Annotated in this window: 11 protein-coding genes; 5 read left to right on the forward strand and 6 right to left on the reverse strand. The window is 29.4% G+C overall.

The features are described 5' to 3' along the window. Window positions 1-425: 425 nt before the first annotated feature. The 5 genes from IC218_RS13085 to IC218_RS22235 form a co-directional block, all read right to left on the reverse strand. The gene (locus IC218_RS13085; protein ID WP_227433591.1) at window positions 426-995 is read right to left on the reverse strand and encodes a hydrolase; all 570 of its coding nucleotides are present in this window, start codon (window positions 993-995) and stop codon (window positions 426-428) included. A gap of 299 nt (window positions 996-1,294) precedes the next feature. After that, complete coding sequence (locus IC218_RS13090) at window positions 1,295-2,557, reverse strand: MFS transporter (protein ID WP_227824637.1); 1,263 nt, start codon at window positions 2,555-2,557, stop codon at window positions 1,295-1,297. 8 nt (window positions 2,558-2,565) lie between these two features. After that, complete coding sequence (locus tag IC218_RS13095) at window positions 2,566-2,799, reverse strand: hypothetical protein (RefSeq protein WP_227483080.1); 234 nt, start codon at window positions 2,797-2,799, stop codon at window positions 2,566-2,568. A gap of 165 nt (window positions 2,800-2,964) precedes the next feature. Then, entirely contained in the window at window positions 2,965-3,543 is a 579-nt protein-coding gene (locus IC218_RS13100; protein WP_227433588.1) for a TetR/AcrR family transcriptional regulator, read from the reverse strand. 196 nt (window positions 3,544-3,739) lie between these two features. After that, on the reverse strand, window positions 3,740-3,895 hold the full coding sequence (locus IC218_RS22235; protein WP_227824638.1) for a 4Fe-4S binding protein: 156 nt from the start codon (window positions 3,893-3,895) through the stop codon (window positions 3,740-3,742). 475 nt (window positions 3,896-4,370) lie between these two features. On the opposite strand from IC218_RS22235, the gene IC218_RS13110 reads away from it, so the two are divergent. Continuing rightward, window positions 4,371-5,831 carry an NADP-dependent glyceraldehyde-3-phosphate dehydrogenase gene (locus tag IC218_RS13110; RefSeq protein ID WP_227433587.1) on the forward strand — a complete coding sequence of 487 codons (1,461 nt, stop codon included), beginning with the start codon at window positions 4,371-4,373 and terminating at the stop codon, window positions 5,829-5,831. A gap of 489 nt (window positions 5,832-6,320) precedes the next feature. Here the strand turns inward: IC218_RS13110 and IC218_RS21950 are convergent, their stop codons facing one another. Continuing rightward, the gene (locus tag IC218_RS21950; protein ID WP_255606096.1) at window positions 6,321-6,446 is read right to left on the reverse strand and encodes a hypothetical protein; all 126 of its coding nucleotides are present in this window, start codon (window positions 6,444-6,446) and stop codon (window positions 6,321-6,323) included. 401 nt (window positions 6,447-6,847) lie between these two features. Between IC218_RS21950 and IC218_RS13115 the strand changes: the two genes are divergently transcribed. The 4 genes from IC218_RS13115 (at window position 6,848) to IC218_RS13130 (ending at window position 17,212) form a co-directional block, all read left to right on the forward strand. Next, the gene (locus IC218_RS13115; protein WP_227433583.1) at window positions 6,848-7,315 is read left to right on the forward strand and encodes a MarR family transcriptional regulator; all 468 of its coding nucleotides are present in this window, start codon (window positions 6,848-6,850) and stop codon (window positions 7,313-7,315) included. A gap of 310 nt (window positions 7,316-7,625) precedes the next feature. Beyond that, entirely contained in the window at window positions 7,626-8,861 is a 1,236-nt protein-coding gene (locus IC218_RS13120) for an MFS transporter (protein WP_227824639.1), read from the forward strand. A 630-nt stretch (window positions 8,862-9,491) separates the two neighbouring features. Next, window positions 9,492-11,993 carry an ATP-binding protein gene (locus IC218_RS13125; protein WP_227824640.1) on the forward strand — a complete coding sequence of 834 codons (2,502 nt, stop codon included), beginning with the start codon at window positions 9,492-9,494 and terminating at the stop codon, window positions 11,991-11,993. A 14-nt stretch (window positions 11,994-12,007) separates the two neighbouring features. Further along, on the forward strand, window positions 12,008-17,212 hold the full coding sequence (locus IC218_RS13130) for a GTPase (protein ID WP_227824641.1): 5,205 nt from the start codon (window positions 12,008-12,010) through the stop codon (window positions 17,210-17,212). The last annotated feature ends 105 nt before the right edge of the window (window positions 17,213-17,317 follow it).

The following is a 17,317-nucleotide window of genomic DNA, read 5'->3' on the forward strand; positions in this document are numbered from 1 at the left end:
TAGACTTAATTATTACCTATAAGAATCTATTTAAATTAGTGTGTTATATAGTGAATCATACATATAGTGTGTTGTACAAATAGTGTGTTGTACATATAGTGAGTCGTGCATAGAATGAGTTTTAAAATATAAAGTCTGAGATTTAGAGGTAATGTGGCTGGAAGTAGATAACAGGGGTGGAATCAGTAGACAAAATAACATAAAAAAGAAGTTGCATCGAAAGGAGAAAAACTCTTTAGAGATGTAACTTCTATTGCAACTAAAGTTATGTTATATTGATAAAATCAACAAAACATTTGTATCAACGTAACTGCTTATTAGTGAAACTATTAAATCGATAAATACATAATCAGATACTCTATATAAATAAAGTTGTTCTAGTATTTAATTTGGTTTTATTATACTTACTTTATATGTATGATAGCCTATATTTCCATTTCTGGAATTAGGCTTCTCATAGCCTCTATAGTTGTTTGTATAAGTTTGTCAAGTTCCCAATCAAGCATTTCTGCACCACTTCTTATAACATCTCTAGAACAGCCAGCAGCAAAAGATTTATCTTTAAATTTCTTTTTAACAGACTTTAATTCTAAATCAGATACACTTTTTGAAGGACGCATTATTGCAGCAGCACCAATTAATCCAGTAAGTTCATCTACAGCAAATAAAACTTTTTCCATAAATTGCTCTGGTTTAACGTCTGAGCCAGTCAATCCATATCCATGACTTACAGTAGAATCAATTATTGATTTATCTAAATCAAGTTCAGTCATTAATTCTCTTTGCTTAACACAATGTTCTTCAGGATACATCTCAAAGTCTAAGTCATGTAAAAGTCCAACGATTTCCCAAAATTCTACTCTTTCAGGGTCGTATTCTTTTGCATAATATCTCATAACACCAGATACAATTTGAGCATGTCTTATATGAAATTCTTCCTTATTGTATTTTTTTAAGATTTCCCATGCTTGCTCTAAATTTGGCATGTAACTCATTACTATCACTCCTCTAGCTGAATATTTTGAATTTTTATAAAGCTTATTTTTCATTGATTATATCAATCAATTTCCAATACGTCAACACACTAATGCATAATTTTGCATTTAAATTCAGAAATTAGTGAAAATTAAAATTTTATCAGTATATATGACACATTCATATATTATGCTACAGTCGTATAGTTTTGTATATTTTGTAAAATTAAGACTAAAATCAAACATCATAATGTATCTATGAATATAAATATTCTGCTTATATTATTTGTAAAAAATACAATTAGAATATAATAAAATCTCTATTTGCTGTACTTAGCACTTTTGTCTTTTAATATTATTTTTGAAATAATTGCTATAAAGAATGTAACTATACCAACTCCTATAATAATAATGTAAACTCTATCTGATAATAAATCAAAAAGTTTACCATATATGACCTGACCAAGAGGCATTGCGGCTGCTGTTCCTGCAAAAAGTATAGCCATTACTTTTCCTAACAGTTCATTTGGAGTTTCTAATTGAGTTATTGTTATGGCAAATATTGAAATAATTGTTGTCATGAAAAATATTAACATAGAGGATATTACAAGAATTAAAAATGGTGCTGCCAACCCTGTTTGTAATATAGATGGATATACCGAAAATGCCATTGGAATAAACATCAGTGCACATATACAAAGGTATATATATAAATTACTAATTTTTATATGTTTAGAGAACATGCCAATACTTATAGCAGCTACTAGTGAACTAAATGATATTGCTCCCTGTGCAGTACCATATAAGGTATCATTAGCACCCATTGTTATTTTTATTATATATGGTATACCTACAATTATCATTGAAGTTAAAAAGAGGTTTAATGCCATTGCTATAAATAATATTTTTAATAGAGTAGGATTTTCTTTACATATATGGACAATACCATCTTTTATATCATTAAAGATAGACTTTATGATATTATCAGACTGTTCTTGTTTAACAAAAGGCATCTGAATAAACATTTCCATAATAGCTGATAAAAAGAAGCTTATACAACTGATAATTACAATAGCATTAACTCCAAGAATTCCATATAAAACACCACCTAGTACAGGTCCAGCGATATTTGTAAGAGATGCAACTCCAGCTACGACACCATTTGCATTCATTAAATTTTTACTATCAACTAGGATAGGTGTACTCGACTGAACAGTGGGTTGATACATCGTACTTATTATTGAAAGTATAGTCATGATAATTCCTACAATCAGTATTGAACCTTTATTGTTAAATAAAAATAATGCTAAGACTAGAACAGTTAAACTACTTGAAAAATCAAAAATAACCATTAAATTTCTTTTATTAAATTTATCTGCAATAGCTCCACCAATAGGGGAACATATTATAATTGGAATTGAAGATACTGCAAGTATCGTAGCAAATATTCCAGCTTTTCCTGTCATATCAAGTATGTACAAGGATAAAGCGAATTTAAGTATTGAGGCACCAAACAGCGAAATTATTTGACCTAATACCATTAAGTTGAAGTTTTTGTTGAAAGTATTTAGTGATTTTGTCATATATACACCTACCTATCTAAGATTATTAAAACATTTATAATAATTGTTATAACAGCAATTACTACTAGAAGTTTTCTTTTTATTTTAATTCCTAACACTATTAAAAATATAGCAAACATTATAGATAGAGTAGAGTAGAAAGGCATAAGTTCACTACTAGGGTCTACAAGTTTTGTATGTATGTTTAATTTTTCATTTATTTTATATATAATATCGTTTAGTTTTTGTATTAGTTCAATCATATGGACTCTCCCAAAAGAATTTTAAAGGAATTTTAGCAGAAAAACAAAATTTATTATTTTTGCTGTGTAATTCACTTAATTTGTCTATTTAATTTATTTTATAGTTACCTATTCTACATAATCATTTATTTTACTTATATAATCTAGTAAAATTAGCACATCATATTATTCAAATATATCATCTACAAGATTCTCTATCATGAAATCGAATACTTCAAAGTAGTTATATCCAATATCTTCTTTTAACAGTAGACTTGATAATAGAGCATTACAAACACCAAAGGCTTTTTCTTTATCTATTTTTAGTTTAAAATCATACTTTTCAATTAAATCATAGAAGCTTTGTATATTGTTATGTTCAAGCTTTGAAACCATGTCTTTAGGTAATTTGTTTAAAAAAGCAATAGAATCATGATCTCTGGGAGCATATAAAAATGGATTTTTATCATATAAGCGATATAACATCTTTAAAGATGCTACAAATCCTTCTTTTGTAGGCATACTATTCAAGATTTCGTATAGTGATGATATAAGTCTGTTTTGAATTCCATTTAATACTTCAAAAAATAACTTTTCTTTTGAATCAAAAAATGTGTAGAAAGAGCCTTTTGCAATTCCTGCCTTTGAACAAAGCTCATCAATATTAGTTTTTTTATATCCATATTTAGACCAGTGGTTTTCACATTCTAAAATTAATCTTTCTCTTATATTGTTTTTTTCAACTTCTGTAAAGCTTTTAGCCATATTTATCAATCCTTTCCATAAGTATGTATATGTATGACTTAAAATATTTTTTTAGTCATACATATATAGTATTGTCCATTTATGAATTTGTCAAGCATGATTTTGTTAACAAACAACGGTTTTTTGCTACAATCTGCAAGTAGTATTATAGTAGAGGCAATTATATGAAAAGAGCCAATAGCCATAAGGAATGCCCTTATAGGTTATTGGTTCTATGTATGTGCATTTGATAACTGGCATATTTAATTGTTTTACAGGGGCATACTTTAGCACATAATCCGCAAGAAATACAATCATCCCAAATTGTGAAATATTTATCATTGCATGAACAGTTCTTTATATAACGGTCCATTATTTTATGAAAAAGTGTGTTTACTAAAAAATTGGATTTTGGATAGCTTTTTATTTCTTTTCGTGATGTTTCTTTTTTAAAACAGAATAGTGTTCTGTTTAAATTATATCACATAGGTAGATTAGGGTCAATAATTAACAAAATAATGTTCTTTTAATTGTATAATATGTTCTATTATTGCTGACATTATGATATGTGTAATTATATCTTGTAAGAAACTTAAGTATGAAATGATGAGGAATTATTTAAAATAAAAATACATTAAAATAAGTACTTAAACTACAGAGACATATTAAAAAATAGGTATTTAAATTAAAAAGCTACTTCTAATTAAAACGGTATTTAAAATACAAAAAATAAGGATTACAAATTTTTTTTAAAAGGTAAACGTTTATGAGAAAAAGAAATGTTTACATAACAAATAAATGGCTATAATTTAAATACATAATGTTATATCAGAGAGAGGAATAAAAATATGTTTAATGAACTTAAAACCGAAGAAAATGTATATAAAAATTTAATAAATGGGAAATGGGTAGAATCCAATTCAAAAAAACCAATAGAAATTTACTCACCAATAGATAACTCACTTGTTGGAAAAGTACAATCTATGACAAAGCATGAAGTAGATGAAGCTATTAAAAATACAAAAGAAAGTATAAAGGTATGGGCTGATATGCCTGTATACAAGAGGGCTAATATATTTCATAAAGCAGCTGACTTATTGCTAGAAAATATGGATGAAATAGCTAATATATTGGTACTTGAAATAGCTAAAGATATAAAATCTGCAAGAGCAGAAGTTGAAAGAACAGCAGATTTTTTGAGATACACAGCAGATGTAGGAAAGAATATGGAAGGTGAGGCTATTAGTGGTGACAATTTCCCTGGTGGAACACGTAATAAGATGTCTTATGTTTCAAGAGTTCCGTTGGGTACTGTTTTAGCTATATCTCCATTTAATTATCCTGTAAATTTATCAATGTCAAAAATTGCACCAGCACTTATTGGTGGAAATGCAGTTGTCCTAAAACCTGCTACACAAGGAGCTATTAGTGCACTTCATTTAGTAGAAATTATGAGAAAGGCTGGTATACCAGATGGTGTACTCAACACAATTACAGGTAGAGGTAGTGAAATAGGAGATTATGTTGTAACTCATAAGGGAATCAACTTTATAAATTTCACTGGTAGTACTGAAGTTGGTCAACATATATCAAAAATATCTAAAATGGTTCCGTTATTATTGGAACTTGGTGGAAAAGATGCTGCTATTGTATTAGAAGATGCCGACTTGGATTTTGCAGCTAAAAACATAGTAGCTGGAGCTTACTCATATTCAGGTCAAAGATGTACGGCAGTAAAGAGAATTTTGGTTCAAGATAGTGTGGCTGATAAGCTAGTTGAAAAAATAAAACCGTTAGTAGAGAAGTTAACAGTTGGGAATCCAATGGATGAAGTAGTTATTACACCTCTTATAGATAACAAATCAACTGATTTTGTTCAAGGATTAGTGGATGATGCATTGCATAAAGGGGCTAAATTAATAACAGGTAATGTTAGAAAAAATAATTTATTTTATCCAACATTATTGGATAATGTAAGTGTTGATATGAAAATTGCTTGGGAGGAACCTTTTGGACCAGTACTTCCAATTATAAGAATTAAAGATATAAATGAAGCAATTGAAATTGCTAATCAATCAGAGTATGGGCTTCAATCATCAGTATTTACAAGTGATATTGATAAGGCTTTTTATATAGCTGATAAGCTTGAGGTTGGTACTGTTCAAATAAATAATAAGACTGAGAGGGGACCAGACCACTTCCCATTTTTAGGGGTAAAGGCATCTGGAATGGGAACTCAAGGCGTTAAGTATTCAATTGAGGCTATGACTAGACCTAAGGCAGTAGTAGTAAATGTTAAGGGTCTGTAGATTATACTAGTAATATTGGATAGAGTGGAGAAATTAATTTTTTCCACTTTATATTTTGATTTTTAAAGCTTTATATAGCTCTAGAAAATAATGAAGTTTTAATCAGGATATAGATTTTGTATAAATTATATAGATATAAAAAAGGTTCACTCTAATTAGGGTGAACCTTTTTTCTCCTCTTTTTAGAGAAAGAACTAAAACTAATCCAGATATTGCAGTAGGGCAATATTTAATATAAATATCATAATAATCTTCAATATGGATTTGTATGAAAAGAATAAGTATTATATGAATTATTAATGTCAAAATAATTATATTTGTTAGTATATTTCCATTTCTAACTTTTTTATTTAGCTTGAATTCATCAACTTTATTTTTCATAGATATCTGTGATAAATTTTGTCTATGAGATGTTAGAGTGTGGTTACACTTGGGGCATATAGTTGTAGTATCGTCAAACTCTAAATCACAGTTTTTGCAATACATAAGCTATGACTTCTTACCCATGTCCATATCTGAAGATTTTGCACACATATCATATGAATTTGCTGTTGTTGCTACGAAAAAAGTAGTTGCTAGTGTTAAACTTAATACCTTTGATTTAGTTTTTTTCATTTGTTTTCCACCTCAAAACATATTTAATTAAAGTTAGAAAATTCTTGAAATTCTAACTAGAATTCAATGCTTTTATCTGTGATATTATGATTCGAATAAGAGTTATATAAAAAGATTAGATGATTAATTTAAGAGTGGTAATTTAATGGATTTTATTCTATATAAGTAGTATATCAGAAAAAATAAAACTATATCGTTGAAAAATAAAAAAATACATATAAATAATTTAATATCTAAGTATGGTGCAGAGTATAAAATTAAATGTAGGTCTAAATTAGATGATTCTATCTCTTTATTTTATATAGTTCGATCCCTAAAAGAATTATTTTAACATTGTTGAAATAGAAACAAAAGTTTAATATAATATTGTTAATGCACTAACGGGTGGGAGGATATATACCATGAATAAAGAAGAACAGGTCATGATGGGTTTTAGAGATTTACTAAATAAGACTGTTTGGCTTAATAAATTTAAGATGGAAGAGAGTCTCAAGGGTTATAAGTCTTCTGAAGTACATTGCATTGAATACATTGGAAGAAATGTAGACTGCAATGTGACAAAACTGGCAGAATACTTTTATATGACTAGAGGTGCCATAAGTAAAGTAACTAAAAAGCTAATAAAAAAAGGTGTTATTGAAAGTTACCAGAAGCCTGATAATAAAAAAGAAATCTATTTTAGACTTACTGAGCAAGGTAAAACAGTTTATAATATCCATGAGGAACTTCATAAAGAGTTTCAAGAACGTGATAAAGTTGTATTTGAGCAGGTAACTGATGAACAATTTGACAGTATGATTAGCTTTGTCGAAAATTATAACCGACATTTGGATGAAGAAATAAAAAAACAGGGGATAATATTAAAGTAGAATAAATCAGAATAATGAAAATGAAATCATATACAGCCTAACTCTATTGAGAATAGGCTGTATTTTTATTGTTATCTATTTTGTTGACAAGGAAACAAAAAAATGATACTATAAATATGTTTCCGAGGAATCAAAAAACGAATATAGGAATATACCTCTAAATGAGGCGAAATGATAAAAAATGAACATGCTACTAGGGAAATAAAATAATGAAAAAAGTAAAGAGGTAAAGAGGTAAAAAAGTAAAAAAGAAATAAATAAATATGTTTCTAAAGGAAACAAAATTATAATTTTTGAGAGGAGAATTTAAATGTTTATATTTAAATCAAACAATGAACAGAATACAGAACAAATTGTAGATAAAAAGGCTTTGATATTTGGTCTTATATCTGCGTTTCTTTGCGGAATCGGATTCACTATCATAGCACCTGTCGTTCCATTCTTAGTGCAACCTTATACAAATAGTCCAGAAGAACAAGCTATAGTTGTTACAATGCTAACTTCTGTTTATGCAATCTGTGTGTTTTTTGCAGCTCCTGGGCTTGGAGCTTTGAGTGACCGATATGGACGTCGTCCATTACTCTTATTATGCCTTTTGGGTTCTGCAATAGGGTACTTAGTTTTTGGAATAGGAGGAGCTCTATGGGTATTATTTGTTGGACGTATAATAGAAGGTGTAACAGGTGGGAGCATAAGCACTATCTTCGCATATTTTGCAGATATTACTCCTAGAGAACATAGAAGTAAATACTTTGGATGGGTGAGTGCATTTTCAGGTGTAGGCTGTGTTATTGGTCCAACTGTAGGTGGATTACTTGCTAAGTTTGGTTATTCTGTACCCATGTATTTTGGAGCAATAATAACTTTACTTAATGTTATTTATGGATTCCTGTATATGCCTGAGAGCCTTGATAAGAAGAATAGATTAAAGTCGATTACACTTGCAAGGCTAAATCCATTTATACAGCTTGCAAATGTACTTTCTGTAAAAAACTTAAAAAGACTACTTTTATCAGCATTCTTACTTTGGATACCAAATGGGTCTTTACAGTCAGTTTTTTCACAATTTACAATAGACACTTTCAATTGGAAACCCGCACTAATTGGACTTGTATTTTCAATTATGGGTATACAAGACATCATTTCACAAGGTTTTATAATGCCAAAGCTTTTGAAAAAACTTAGTGATGTACAGATAGCAATTCTTGGAATGGTTTCAGAGATTATAGGGTACAGTTTTATTGCAGCATCAGCCTTGTTTTCGTTCTATCCTATTTTTATTGTTGGAATGTTTATATTTGGTTTTGGCGATTCTATCTTTGGACCTTCATTCAATGGGATGCTATCCAAGTCTGTCGATTCTAGTGAGCAAGGGAGGATTCAAGGTGGTAGTCAATCCATTCAATCTTTAGCAAGAATAATTGGACCTATCATTGGAGGTCAAATCTATGTATTTCTTGGTCATGCGACACCTGCTTTTATGGGCATGATACTTATAGGAGTGGCAACATTAGTTTTGTATAAAGGGACACATGTAAATGTGTAAACTTTGTAAAATATAATAAGTAAAAATTCACTTTATGGAGCAGTTGATTTTAATAGATTGACTGTTTTTTTGTATTATATTATTTTTAATTAGATAAATTTGACTTTAAAAGTTTTTTATGATGACTATGTGTCCAGTTATGCACTTTTATCGACTAGTTACACAGTTTGTGTTGAATGTTTAGAAAATTCGTACTATTATATAAATAAATTTAATCATATAAGGAGGTTTGTTATATGAATATTTATTGTGGAGGATGGTCAAAATTTAGACCAGTAAAGAAATAAGAAGTAGAAAAATAATAAGTAGAAATATTCAATTAAGCTGTAGGAATGTTAAAAGATGTTGATTATGAAACACTTATCGTTGCTACTTAAGTTGTAGCAGGTACAAATTTAAAATTTATTTGTAATGCTACTGCAATTACAAAGGCTCCTAAGGATTATTTAGCAGAAATTATGATTTTCAAAGCTCTTCTTTGTGAAGAAAAAAGTAGAACATGTAATTAGATATATAAAATAAAAAATATAATTAGATATATAAAATAAAATAACTGTGTTAGTAAAGGCTTTATTTTACAAGCACAGTTATTTTAATATTAAAAAATTTTATAAAAAAGGGAGAAAATACATGGGAGAAAAAAATAAGCTTTTAGAAGAAATCAAAATCCTACTAGATGAAGGAAAAGTAGCAATAGATAAAGCTATAAATAAGAATCTAATTTTGATTCTTGGAGGCACAGGTTGTGGGAAAAGTACAGCAATTAATTATCTTGCAGGATGTGAAATGAAGGAAGTAGAAGATGAAGATACTGGTATCTCCTATATTGAATGTGTAGACCCTGTTGCAGAAATTGGTTCAGGAGCTGTTTCACAAACTTTGTATCCAAATATTGTAGATATGAGAAGAGAAGTAGAAGGAATGGATGCAAAATTATGTGATACTGCAGGATTTAGTGATAACAGAGGAGTAGCACATGACATTAGTGCAGCAGTTTCGTTAGGAGAGGTGTTTAGAAATTCTGCATCTATATGTGGAGTAGTTGTACTAATACCAGAAGCAGATATATTAGAGGCTAGACTTACAAAAGTACTTGATTTATTTCAACAATTAAATATGTGTCTTCATAAAGAGAATTTTAGAGGAAGTATTACTTTCTTTATTTCTAAAAGCTTTTTAGGAAGAACAGAAAAACAAATATATAATGTGATTAGAAAAAAATACGAACAATTGTGTGAAAGTCCAGAAAATAATATAAAAGATAAAGCTTGGTTATTTGAAGAATTGCTAAAAGGAGAAGGAAAAAATATTCATCTTTGTAAACCACTTGAAGCAGAGCAAAGAGAAGGATTATTAAAAGAAGTAATAAAATTAGAAGAAGTAAAAGATAAAACATCAGCATTCCAATATCCAATCAGTGCAGATGCAAGATTAGTTTTAGATACATTAATAAAAGATATTCAAAGTAGTATAGTATCTAGACTAGAAGTTTATGTCAAAGAATATACAGAAGACTTTATTAAGAAGGTTGAAAGAGTAACAATGATTCAAGAAATGTCAAAATATGAAAGAGTAGTAGACATATTTAAAAACTGGTTAGAAAGTTCAGTTAATGCAGAGAGTATTACTTTAGATAAATTTATCAATTTATTGTCAGGAGAAAGTGGATTATTCTTGGAAGACACATGTATAAAATTACAAAATGAGATAAGAAGAAACTTAGATATAATTAAAGATTTAAATAAATATACAGACCATGGAAATGCTGAAATTTCACTATCTTCTGTATATATGGAATCTATTATAGAAAAAACAAGTAAAAGTATAATGGAACAAAAATTTATTATTATAAGAAAGAAAATAGAAGAGATTTTAGTTTCTTATGAGGTACAAAAACAGGTATGGAGATTATCAAATAGAGATAAATTGATGGAAGTTGCAAATAAAACAGACTACATATATAGTAAACGTGATTTTGAGCCTATTTTAAAGAATCTTACAGATAGAAATAGTGAAGAATTAGAAGCAAATATAACAAGATTAAATGCATATGGAGAAAAAGGAAATGAAATAATTAGAAATCTTGTAAGTAAATATATTTTAAATCCATTTATAATAAAATCATTTATACTTAAAGAAAAGACGGTAATAGAAGTTAAAGCATTAATTAAAAACTTGGTAATTAGCAGTGTTTTAGAAGCTTTTAGAAATAGAAACGTGGGAGATGATGTCTCTACAATTATGTTTTCAGCTAAAGACACTATCTATATGGATACTAATCTTGGAATGGATTTTGCATCAGAAAAAAATATCATTATTTCTTGTGAGAATCTTGATGTAAGTAGTAATTCTAAGATTAATGTAAGTGGAAAGAGTGGAAATCTTATAGATAATTCTATATATGGAATCAATGGTGAAGATGGTAGAGATGCAGGAAATATTTATTTGTACATTAAAGAAGAAATTAGAAACTATCGCCTTACACTAATAGCAAATGGAGGAAATGGTTCAAGAGGAACAGATGGTAAAGATGGTGTGGCTGGAAGCACAGGTAGAAATGGAAGTGATGCAGGATATACAAGTTATTTCTATGGACAAATGTTTAAAGGTTATTTTGCAGAAGGAACAAGTGGTGCAAAAGGAGGAAAAGGAGAAAAAGGAGGAAATGCTGGAAGAGGTGGAAATGGAGGAAGTAAAGGAAATATTTACTTCTTGGCAGATTCAGATAAAAAGAGAGAGAAGTTAATCAGTTGTTGTGATATAACAGTAAGAGATGGAGAAAGAGGTCCAGATGGAAGACCAGGATTTGGTGGAAGTGGAGGAAAAGGTGGTCATCATGGTTATAATACACTTTCATTCTCTCCAAGTGCTATAGATTCTACTGTATACTATACAGGATATTTTAAAAGTTGGGATTATAAACTAACTAGTATTACTAGTTATCGTATAACTCTTGAAGGTGGAAGTTGGGAAAAAGGAAAAGAAGGTCCATCAAGAGAGTATGCTGATTATGGAGATAGAGGAGAATCTGGAGGATATAATAATCCAAATTATAAAAAATCAACAGCAGTTTTAAAAGTTGAAGAAAGCTTTGTTAAAGAGAAATATCAAAACTATTGTGCTGAAGTATAGAAAGGGATGGATATATGTCAAATGAATTGTATAATGGAATCATAAATCTTTTGGAAAATGGAAGGAATGAACTGGAAAGATACAATTTAAAAGAAAAATCGATTTTGTTATTCCTGGGTGCTTCAGGGGTTGGAAAAAGCACTTGTATCAACTATTTAAAAGGTTGTGATATGGAAGAAAAAACAGATGCGGAAACTGGACAAGTGTACATCACAGCTAAAGATTCAGCAGTTGATATTGGTAATGGTGTATATTCTAAGACTTTATGCCCAGAAGTTGTAGATATTGAAAATAAAGCATTTTCTTTATGCGATTGTCCTGGATTTTTTGATAATCGTGGAGCAGAGTATATGATTGCAGGAGCAATGCTTGTAAGAGAAACTATATCTGCATCTTTAAAAGTAAAAGGTATAGTAGTCATTTTAGACTACCAGTCTTTACTGGACTCTAGACATACACTGTTAATTGATACAGCTAAAAACTTAAAAGATATGTTTAATGAATATACACAGTATAAGGAAAATTTTTTCTTTCTTATCAATAAAATACCTAAGCCACTTAGTGGTAGCGTGACAAAAGAGAAAGTTAGAAATATACTGAAAAAAGTAAAAGAAGACCTAGATAGCCAAGAAAAATATTATGAAGGTTATAAGGAACTGGTATATCTGTTAAATGTGGTACTAGCAGATAATGTTTCTATAGAATTGTGTAATCCACTAGACACAAAGCCAGAAAATCTATTGAGAGAATTAGAAAAACTTCCAACTACTTTCAAGAAAACTGATATGGGATTAATGCTTACTGCTTCTTGTAAAATGGAGATACAAAAAGCTGTTGACACAACATATAAAGAACTAGAAAAACTTCTAGCTCCCTATATAGAAAGTGTAAAAAAGGCATTAGAAGATTCTATTTCCATTTTATCTTCTATAGAAAATCTAAAAGAAAAAAAATCTCAGTTGGAACAAATGTATCAGAGTTTATGTAAAACAAATAGTATTGAAGAACTTATGGAGTTTGTACAAGGGCTTTTCTATGGTGATGGAGTGCAAAAAGTAAATATATTAGAAAAAATACACCTTGTTCTAGAGCTAAATAGTTACTGCAAAGAAACTAATATTGTCGGTCTAAGTGAATTATTAAAGTCATTATTAAATACAACACTGGAAGATACATTAAAATGTATTAAATACTGGATAGCAGAGAAGGAATTGGAACAAGAAGAAGCTGAGAAGCTTCTAGATGCAGAATACAGAAGAGAAAAAATCCAAAATTGTACATATATAAAATCATATGAAAAAGATAAAGTGCTTTCTATATATATTCCTGTACCTAAAGTGAATTTATCAGATTTAACTAAAATAATATCTGGCTATAAACTTAATGAATTATCATCTATATATATGTATGGAGAGTGTGAGCTAAAAATAGATTGTGATATGAAGAAGGATGTTTTCTCAGGTAAAAATATAGTTCTATTAGTTGAAAGATTATGTATACCAAAAGGTTCTTATTCAATTAATGTTTCTGGAAATGACGCAAAAAAATTGGATGGAGAAAGTTCTATTTATAACGGAATGAATGGAAGAGTCGGAAATAATGCAGGAACCTCAGGCGATATTTTAATATCTTTTAAACATATACAAAAAGAAGGCGAACTTAAGCTTTATGCTGACGGTGGACAAGGTGGAAATGGTCAACATGGAAAAGTAGGAGAAACAGGAGCATCTGGAGTAGCTGGAGCAAATGCAAAACTAGGCTCTAAACCAGAGAAAAAAGAGTTTGCTGAGGAAAAAGGTGCAAAATACTATATAATAGAAGCAGAAAAAGGAAAACAAGGAAATACTGGAGGAACAGGTGGAGATGGTGGAAATGCTGGTCTTGGAAGTAAGGCTGGACAGATTTATCTCCTTGGAGAAGCAACAGTTCTAAAAAGTTATATAAGCCAAATAGACGGAAGACATGGCTTAGCTGGAAAAGGCGGTTCTGGAGGAAAAGGTGGAGCTGGGGGTCTTGGAGGAATCCGCGGAATTTTTGAAGAAGCAAGAATGTATACAGGAATTTCTGGTAAAACGGGTTATAGTGACATAAACTATTACTATTTTGATAGATATGTGATAGGGAGTGGTTCAGATAGTGAGGAAACAGCAGATGATGGAAAGGCATTAGATGATCTTTATACAAAACACAAGGACTGGACAATTAAAAAGCTTGCAGACTCAGGTCTAGATGGAGCACAGGGAAAAGAAGGAAATCCTGGAAAGTCATTAGTAGAAAACGAATTGTTAAAGCAAGAGTATTCTCTATCAATGGATACATTTTTCTATCAATTCTTTGAAAGATTTGGTTTTTCTGGAAGTAAAGGATATAGAAATCTTAAACTTTTATGTGCAGTAGGAATTTTAGAAGCTGATATTTTAGAAATTTCGCATATTTATGAGATTTTTAATGCAGTTGAGAAAGTGGAAATGCAGTTAAATAGAGAAATTCTTCAGAAGTATTATAAATTTGATAAGAAAAATAAAGAAGTAATTTCTTTAGATGATATGCATATTAAGAAAGCGTTTTACCAAGAAGCAAAAGAGATTTATGACTACCTTATAAATAAATTGATGCAGTCTAATAGAATAGAAGCTTTTGTAAAAGAAAATCAGAGTTTTAGTGAATGGAGTATGATTTTATTTGCATTAGAACAGAAGGCAGCATTTTACATGCAGATGATAGAGGAAGATGAAATTGGAGGAAATCGTGTTACAGATATTCGAACTCTGACAGATTATCTAGAGAAGACTTTAAAAGAATTGGAACAAGGAAAGAAAGATGAATTAAAAGAATCATATTTCAATACCTATAAGGAAAGTGTTCTAACTCAAATTAACTCAGGAAATCAACAGATAGAAGTTTTGAAAAAAGAGCTTGAAAATAAAATGCTTTCTGTTGGAGCAAAAATGAATCTTTTGATTCAAGAAATTCTAAAGATAAAAGAAGATGAAAAAGAAGATATAAAGAAACTAGAAGAAAAGAAGGAAAAACTTCAAGAACAGATGAAAATACAACTAATTCTTTCTGGAATACAGAGTGCGTTGAGTTTACTATCATCATTAAGTGGTATTGGTCAAGCGTGCTTAGGAGCTTTTGATAGTGCAAAATCTTTAAAAGAAAATCTTTCAGCTAAGGAAGAAGAGTATCAATGGACTAACAGAATGGTTAATTTTTCAGATTTCAAAATAGATTCTGAAGGTATGAGTTTTGTCCTTGGAACTCAGTTAAATGAAGATAGAAAGAATGCTTTAGGAGCAATGACAAATAAATTAGTCGGTGTTGATGATGGAAAGAGAGATAATTTTAATAAAATTAAAGAGATTATGACTAAGTCCTTAGATAATAATGACTACCAAGGGAAAGAAAATGACATTGCAGTAGCAAAAAATGGCTTGGATGAAGGCGAATATGAAAAGATATACAAAAGCATTCAGAAAAAAGAAATGGGTATGTTGGAAGCAAATTATAGTAATAAACAACAAAAAGATAAATTGGTTGCACTAGAGAAGTGTAAAGCATCTATTGAAAGACAGCAAAAAACAGCAACTATTAAAAATGTATTAAGCATTGGTAGTGCAAGTTGTTCTTTTATTAATACAGCAATTAGTAGTGTTAATAATTGTCTAAATGTAAAAGCTAGCTTTGAAGATAAAATAAAAGTAGTTAAAGATGCGATTAAGTCAAAAGAGGATAATATTAAAAAACTAGATAATTTAAATATTCAGATGGAAGAGTTCAAAAATAAAACATTGAAAGAATCTATTATACCATTTGTAGACGGATTTGATACTACAGTTAAAAATCAGGATATTTTTGAAAATGAAATAAGCAGACTAAAAATGAAAGATGTCCTAACTGAATTAATTAAGAAGTTTGAAATCTTGAAAATGGAAAATTCAGAGGATATTTCTGGGATTTTCAAAAAAGTACAGGATATGATGGATGCTCAGATTATTATTACTGATAAGATTGACAAGAAAAAAGATAATCTTGCAATGGGAGAACTGATTTATCAAATGTCAGACAGTGGTAACCAGATGAATGAGTATCAGAAAAAGCTTATTCATCAAATTGAATTGAATCAGATTAGATATTTGTGCCAATTGGAGGCAGCAGCTTTTCAATTATGGACATTTCCATTTGGAAGCAATATAGTAAATATCTTAAATAGATGTCATGTAGGGATAACAGAAAATGAAGATGAGGTGCTAAAGCAGGCAAAGGAACAAAATAGACAAATTAAAGAGTTTTTAGTTCAAGATACTTATCAATGGCAAAAGACAGATAATCATATTTTGAAAATACCATTAGCAGGAAGTTTAGCAGGAAAATCACGTGTGGGATTTGAAAATACATTTTCTTTATATGATTGTAATGAAGAAGAAGTGAAAAAGCTTTTGACAGGAGAAGAAATTAGCTTTGAAATTCCACTAAATCAAAACTATGATGCAATGAAATATGTGACTATTTATGCAAATATACCTAATCTTAGACGAAATATTTTAGATGATAGTTTAAAAATAAATGTACATATGCATTTATATGATAAAGGATATTTTTCTCTATATGATGATAACAAAGATATGCACTATCAATATGTATTTCCACAAAATTATATCGATATTACACATGGCTTGGATGTTAAATATAAAAAAGATGATGATTCAGATTCAGTAAACTCTATCTGGTCTTCAATAGAAGATAAAGGAATAGAAAAGTTTAAAAATGCGGGATTAAATTCTGGTAGAAGCCCATATTCTATGGCTAAGCTTTCTTTGAAAGCACATTTTAATAAGAAGCTTTCTTATGACCTATTGACAAGTGAGCAGAATAAAAAGCTAGAGTCATATTTTGAGAAGAGTAGCAAAGATGCATGGAATCAGAGTATAGAGAGCTTTAAAAAACTTGGATACATTGATAAAAGAGGCGTTTTGTTAAAAAACTGGTCTGAAATTAAAAAGGATATGGATAACAATGGAGAAATTATGAAGTATTTCTCTATATTACAGGCTGATTTGTGGGAAAAAATTATATATGAGCAGATGAGTATACTGAAAGAGAATATACCAAATCTGACAATTGAGTTTATTGGTTGTGGTATCTATGTAGAGTCTGAATTTAACTATCTAAAACAAAATGAACTAAAATGCTATGAACAGAGATTAATTGAAATATAGCGGTTTTAAGTGAGGTTTAAGGAAGGGTGTTTTTAGTAGTTAAGTAGAAATATTATGGAAATTTAGTCAAAAAAGCACTTTTAAATATTACTGTTTAATTGTTTA

Origin of the sequence: Clostridioides sp. ES-S-0005-03, assembly GCF_020658455.1 — a bacterium.
In the GTDB taxonomy this organism is placed as follows: Bacteria; Bacillota; Clostridia; order Peptostreptococcales; family Peptostreptococcaceae; genus Clostridioides.